Source organism: Neorhizobium sp. S3-V5DH, from assembly GCF_004343065.1.
In the GTDB taxonomy this organism is placed as follows: domain Bacteria; phylum Pseudomonadota; class Alphaproteobacteria; order Rhizobiales; family Rhizobiaceae; genus Neorhizobium; species Neorhizobium huautlense.
The window spans coordinates 104,318-110,432 of the sequence record NZ_SMCL01000019.1 but is presented as its reverse complement, the minus strand read 5'-3'; the positions used below and the strand labels follow the sequence as shown (position 1 = coordinate 110,432).

Sequence of the window (6,115 nt, the reverse complement as noted above, 5' to 3'; positions counted from 1 at the left end):
CGGCCCAGCCGGCCGGATCGGGGGCTGATCATCAGAGCCAGTGTCGCGCTTCTAACTGGATAACAGCGTCGCAGCCCTATTCAGCTTTGACATTGTATCATGCAGCGAGTGCGCGGCGAATGGCTTGCCCTCCTCGGGTTACAACGCTCTCAGCTGTTTGCGAAAGACCTCAGCCTGTCGCCGGTCAGCCGATAGCGAATCCACTCGTTCATCGGATCGGCGCCGATCGCTTCGTAGACACGGATCGCCGGCTCGTTCCAATCGAGCACGCTCCATTCGAAGCGGCCGCAGCCGTTCTCCAGTGCGATCTGCGCCAGCCGCTTCAGCATGGCCTTGCCGGCACCCAAGCCACGGGCCTTGGGCGTGACATAAAGGTCCTCGAGGTAGAGTCCGTTCCTGGCCTGCCAGGTGGAATAGCTGTAGAACCAAATGGCCATGCCGACCGGTTTGCCATGGTGTTCACATATCAAAGCGCGCGTCACCGATTTTGGTCCGAAGATCGATTCCTGGATTGTTTCGACGGTCGCGGCAACTTCGTGTTCGGCCTTCTCGTAGATCGCCAGTTCGCGAATGAAACCGAGAAGCGTCGCCGCATCTTCACGGACTGCCTCACGCAAGGTCAGCGTCATGGAAAATCCTTTGGAAATAACCAGCTAAAACTGTTTTTGGAAGCAAGGCACGATGTCAGGTCCGCCCGGCGAACATTACTCGGCGGCACTCTTGATCTCCGGCGCTTCGAGTTCGTAGGAATATCCGTCGAGCATGCCATAAGCCTGCTCGATATTCCCGATTTCCGTCTCCGCCTTGCTAATCGCATCGTCGATGGCTTCGCAGCGCGATTTCAGCATGCGCCCGAGGACGTCCGCATCCGGTTTTCTGCCGATACGGTCGATGTGGTTGCGGATTCTCGCCCTGTGCCGCTCCATTTCGAGAATATGGAAGCGCGCATTGACGATCTTGTCGGTCAGCTTTCGGCGCATGGCCGCGACCGGATCGAAACTGCCCGGTTCGCGTTCGTCCAGGATGATCTCATTGACCAGCGTCTCCAGGATCACAAGCCCCTGCAGGTCTTTGGTATCTGCAAGTTCAGGATCGTAGCCGGTATCGTCATAGACTTTGCGCCGGACCGGGTCCGACAGCAATTCATAGGACATGGTGAGCTTACTGAAGGCGTCGACGTCGCCGCCGGTATCGGGGTGGACGCTTTTCGCACGTCTGCGATAGGCCGATTTGATGGCAGCGCCATCCGCCTCGCGGGAAACACCAAGCATCTCATAAGGGTCGATCACAGTGTCACCTGCTTTCGGCAATCAATTTCATCGTCGTAACGGCTAAGGCCCACGGGCTCAACCCATTATCCATTCTTGTGGCCAATTTAGGGGCACCCGCGCCCTGCCCGCTTTTCCCACACTCTATTTGAACCGCCAAAGCCGCGATGGACGCCGGCCGTCAGAAACGGGTGCCATTAGGAAGCTTACGACAACGCAGGGCAACAGGACCAGGAATGTCGCGACGAGGCTGACGTGCTCGGCAATGAATCCCAGAAGCGGCGGGACACCGATGGTCGAGAGCATCAATGTCAGCGATAGCGCCGCGAGATTTTCCGAGGGCTTCCCCTTGCCGAGCGTGATAGTCGCCGAGACGGCCAAAGGAAAGGCGAGTGCCACACCGCAACCGATCAGAAAAAGCGCTATTCCTGCGGATATAGGGCCGAGCGCGGTCACCAGAAGCGCGATGCCCATGGCAACCAAAACAGCCGACGCCCGCACCAGGATGATGGGGCCGAAACGGTCCCTCAGCATATCCCCCGAGAGCCGGGTCAAGCCCATGCCGATCGTGAAGGCGGCGTAGAGCACGCCCGCGACTGCCGGATCGGCGCCAAGCTCCTCCCGGAGGAAGAATATCCCCCAATCGTAAATCGCGCCTTCGACGATGCAGAGACCGAACACCATCACGCAGATCAGCAGGATTGTACGGTCCGGCAGGACGTAAGCCGATCGTTTTCGGTCCGGTTGGGTTTCGGGAGAGACGTCTCTTGGCGTAACAGCGAATACCAGCAGACAGGCTACGATCACGAACCCAGCCGCCAGCGTCTGCTGGACAAAGGGCGTTATCGCCTTCTCGGCCAGAAAGCCTGAGCACAGGGAGCCGACCAGAAGCCCAACCGACCAGAAGCCGTGGGAGCGCGCCAGCACCTTCGTCCCGCTGCGCTGCTCTATACCCGCCGAAATCATGTTGGCCGCAACATCGAAAATCGTGCGAAAGAACCCGAAGAGAAAGAAGCACAGAACGAAACCGCCGACCGGCAGAATGGTCAGCGCGGGCGTCAGCAAGGCGCAAAGCGGCAAAGTGGCGAGCGCCGTCAGCCTCGGGGTGAATCTATCCGTGACGCGACCGGCGATCGGCAGCGCCAGAAACGTCCCGACGGGCGCACTCAACAAGGCAAATCCGAGAATAGCCTTGTCGATGCCCATCGAAGCCTGGATGGCCGGCAGCCGCGTAAAGAGCGAAATGAACAATATGGCGTTGCTGAAATAAAGCAGCGCGGGAGGCAAAAGAAACTTCATGAAATTGCTGTCCGGGCGAATCACAGATCCCGAACCATTCCTGCCAGCGGCGGAGGAAGCCGACAAGAACTGATAACGGAAGGCAGCCTTGCATCGGCAAGAGAAGAGGAAAATCGGCGAGAGGCTGATTAAGACTCCCTCGCCCGCAGCGGCCATCGTTTTGGGTTCGGCTGCTGTTTCCAAGGCTCTGCTTGAAAAATTTGCAGGCGCCATCTTCCCCTTCCACGGAAAGGCGCTACGCTTCTTATACCCGCACCTGGAGAGAGCCGATGTCCGTTCGATTTCTTGCCGTCGTTCTGAGTTTCGTTTTCTTTTCCTCCACCTCTCCCAGAGCGGAAGACCCAGTTGCGGAAGCTCAGGCCGTTATTTCCAACCAGATCGATGCATTGAAGAAAAATGACGCGGAGAAAGCCTATTCTTTCGCCTCACCCGGCATCCGCAGCCTTTATCCGAGCCAAGATCAGTTCCTGAATATGGTGCGCGAGACTTACGAGCCCGTCTATCACGCGGGCAACTATGCTTTCGGCCGCTCGAAAATGATCGGCGGCGGCGAGGTCGTGCTGCAGGAGGTGATGATCAGCGCCAAGGAAGGCAAGGACTGGACCGCCATCTACGAGATGCGGTTGATGGATGACGGAAGCTACAAGGTCAATGGCGTGCGGATGATCCGCAATACCGCAAGCCAGGGCATCTGATCCTTCCGTTCCTTGCCCGCAGCCTCACACCGGGTCGATATCGCCCTTTGCCCAGGTTTCCTGGGTCTCCGCATAAAAATCGCCAAAACGGCCTTCTGCAATCGACTGGCGAATGCCCTTCATCAGATCCTGGTAATAATGCAGGTTGTTCCAGGAGAGCAGCATGCCGCCGAGGGCTTCGTCGGAACGGACCAGGTGGTGCAGATAGGCGCGGGAATAGTCGCGTGCAGCCGGGCAGTCCGACTCCTCGTCCAGCGGGCGCAGGTCTTCCGCATGACGGGCATTGCGGATATTGACCTTGCCCCGCCGCGTGAATGCCAGCCCATGACGGCCGGAGCGGGTCGGCATGACACAGTCGAACATGTCGATGCCGCGGGCCACGGATTTCAGGATATCATCGGGAGTACCTACGCCCATCAGGTAACGCGGTTTTTCCGCTGGCAGCACTGGCAACGTGGTTTCCAGCATCTTCAGCATGACATCCTGTGGCTCTCCGACAGCAAGGCCGCCGACCGCATAACCCTTGAGATCCAGCTGCTTCAATCCCTCTGCAGAGCGGATGCGAAGGTCCGGCTGATCGCCGCCCTGCACAATGCCGAACATTGCCTTGCCTGGCTGGTCCCCAAAAGCGACGCGGCAACGCTCCGCCCAGCGCAGGGACAATTCCATAGCCCTTTCGATCTCCTTGGGCTCCGCCGGCAGGGCCACGCATTCGTCGAGCTGCATCTGGATGTCGGAGCCCAGCAGACCCTGGATCTCGATAGAACGCTCCGGGGACATATGATGCAGGCTGCCGTCCACATGACTCTTGAAGGTGACGCCCTTCTCATCGAGCTTGCGCAGGCCCGAAAGGGACATGACCTGAAACCCGCCGCTATCGGTCAGGATCGGATGGGACCAGCGGATAAGGTTGTGGAGGCCACCCAGACGTGCGACCCGTTCCGCGCCCGGACGCAGCATCAGGTGATAGGTATTGCCGAGTATGATATCGGCGCCGGTATCGCGTACCTGGTCCAGGTACATCGCCTTCACAGTGCCGACAGTCCCAACCGGCATGAAGGCCGGTGTCCGTATCGCGCCGCGAGGATTGGTGATCTCGCCGAGACGCGCGCCGCCATCGGTAGCCTTGAGATTGAACTGAAACGTCTCGGTCATTTTGAGGCCCGGAAAAGAAGGCTTGCGTCGCCGTAGGAATAAAAGCGGTAGCCGGATTGGATTGCGTGGGTATAGGCCGAGCGCATGGTCTCGAGCCCCGAAAAAGCCGACACCAGCATGAAAAGCGTCGACTTTGGCAGGTGGAAATTGGTCATCAGAATATCTACGGCCTTGAAGCGATAACCGGGCGTGATGAAAATATCCGTCGCTCCGCTCCAGGCGTGAATTTGGCCATCTTCACTCGCGGCGCTTTCGATGAGACGCAACGAGGTCGTGCCGACGCAGACGATCCGACCGCCCCTCGCCTTTACGGCATTCAGCCGCGCCGCCGTCTCGGCGCTTACGTGACCGATTTCCTCATGCATCTTGTGATCAGCCGTATCATCGGCTTTGACCGGCAAAAATGTACCGGCGCCGACATGGAGCGTCACGAAATGTCGCTCGATACCTGCAGCGTCCAGCACCGCAAACAGCTCCGGCGTGAAATGCAGGCCAGCGGTAGGAGCTGCTACGGCGCCTCTCTCCCTGGCATAGATGGTCTGGTAGTCCTTCCGGTCGCGATCGTCCTCGGGCCGCTTGTCAGCGATATAGGGCGGCAGCGGGATGTGCCCTACGGCCATGATCGCCTCGTCGAGCGCAGGTCCGGTGAGATCAAACAGCAAGGTGATTTCACCCCCCTCGCCCTTTGCCTCGACCGTTGCGTTCAAAGTCCCGAGCAGACAGGCATTGCCGGTATGGCCGAAGGCGATGCGGTCGCCGACCTTGATACGCTTGCCAGGTCTGGCAAATGCCTTCCAGCGTTCGGGGCCGGCACGCATGTGAAGGGTCGCAGACACCGGAAGTTCGTTGCCACCCTCCCTGATCCGCTGGCCTTCGAGCTGCGCCGGGATCACTTTCGTGTCGTTGAAAACCAGCGCGTCGCCGGCCCTGAGGAAGCGCGCCAAGTCGGACACGCAGTGATCGGCAAGCAGCGGCTCGCCATCGGGCCGGACGACGAGCAGCCGTGCACTGTCGCGAGGGCTGGCAGGCCGCAGCGCAATATTCTCCTCCGGCAGATCGAAATCGAACAGATCAACGCGCATTGAAAAATCCAGAAAAGCGAAACCCGCCCCGCCGAAAAGGCAGAGCGGGCCTTCGTTCGATTGATATCAGACGTCTGCAGCGACCCGCAGCGAAACGATCGAATCCGGATCCTTGACGGGCTCGCCCTTCTTGATCTGGTCGACGAAGTCCATGCCTTCGATAACCTGCCCCCAGACCGTGTACTGCTTGTTGAGCCACGGAGCATCCGTAAAGCAGATGAAGAACTGCGAGTTTGCCGAGTTCGGGTTTTGCGAGCGAGCCATGGAGCAGGTGCCGCGGACATGAGGCACGGCGGAAAACTCAGCCTTCAGATCCGGCTTTTCGGAGCCGCCCATGCCGGCACGTGCCGGGTTGAAGCTCTCGCCCCCCTGCTTGCCGAACTTCACGTCGCCGGTCTGGGCCATGAAATCCGGGATGACGCGGTGGAATACCACGCCGTCATAGGCATTTTCGCGAGCAAGCTCCTTGATGCGCGCGACATGGCCGGGAGCCAGATCCGGCAGGAGCGAGATGACGACCTTGCCCTTGGTCGTTTCCATGATGAGAGTGTTTTCCGGATCCTTGATCTCGGCCATGTGCCTTCTCCTTTATACGGCGCCCGGGACGTTCGTCCGC

7 protein-coding genes are annotated in these 6,115 nt (G+C 59.4%); 1 reads left to right on the top strand and 6 read right to left on the bottom strand.

What is annotated here, in order from left to right:
* Positions 1-149: 149 nt before the first annotated feature.
* From EDE09_RS21780 to EDE09_RS21770, 3 genes are all read right to left on the bottom strand, one after another.
* The gene (locus tag EDE09_RS21780; RefSeq protein WP_132412903.1) at positions 150-629 is read right to left on the bottom strand and encodes a GNAT family N-acetyltransferase; all 480 of its coding nucleotides are present in this window, start codon (positions 627-629) and stop codon (positions 150-152) included.
* 75 nt (positions 630-704) lie between these two features.
* Positions 705-1,289, bottom strand: a complete 585-nt coding sequence (locus EDE09_RS21775; RefSeq protein WP_105373851.1) for a J domain-containing protein — start codon at positions 1,287-1,289, stop codon at positions 705-707.
* A 123-nt stretch (positions 1,290-1,412) separates the two neighbouring features.
* The gene (locus EDE09_RS21770; RefSeq protein WP_165924253.1) at positions 1,413-2,567 is read right to left on the bottom strand and encodes an MFS transporter; all 1,155 of its coding nucleotides are present in this window, start codon (positions 2,565-2,567) and stop codon (positions 1,413-1,415) included.
* 269 nt (positions 2,568-2,836) lie between these two features.
* Here EDE09_RS21770 and EDE09_RS21765 point away from each other — a divergent pair, with 269 nt between their 5' ends.
* The gene (locus EDE09_RS21765; RefSeq protein WP_132412899.1) at positions 2,837-3,262 is read left to right on the top strand and encodes a DUF4864 domain-containing protein; all 426 of its coding nucleotides are present in this window, start codon (positions 2,837-2,839) and stop codon (positions 3,260-3,262) included.
* A gap of 24 nt (positions 3,263-3,286) precedes the next feature.
* Here EDE09_RS21765 and tgt read toward each other — a convergent pair whose 3' ends face one another.
* The 3 genes from tgt to EDE09_RS21750 form a co-directional block, all read right to left on the bottom strand.
* The gene (gene tgt, locus EDE09_RS21760; RefSeq protein ID WP_132412897.1) at positions 3,287-4,417 is read right to left on the bottom strand and encodes a tRNA guanosine(34) transglycosylase Tgt; all 1,131 of its coding nucleotides are present in this window, start codon (positions 4,415-4,417) and stop codon (positions 3,287-3,289) included.
* Positions 4,414-5,499 carry a tRNA preQ1(34) S-adenosylmethionine ribosyltransferase-isomerase QueA gene (gene queA / locus EDE09_RS21755; protein ID WP_132412895.1) on the bottom strand — a complete coding sequence of 362 codons (1,086 nt, stop codon included), beginning with the start codon at positions 5,497-5,499 and terminating at the stop codon, positions 4,414-4,416. The genes tgt and queA overlap by 4 nt, the downstream gene beginning before the upstream one ends.
* Positions 5,500-5,565: 66 nt before the next feature.
* Positions 5,566-6,075 (bottom strand): peptidylprolyl isomerase, encoded by a 510-nt coding sequence (locus tag EDE09_RS21750; RefSeq protein ID WP_105373775.1) that lies wholly within the window; start codon positions 6,073-6,075, stop codon positions 5,566-5,568.
* Positions 6,076-6,115: the final 40 nt, after the last annotated feature.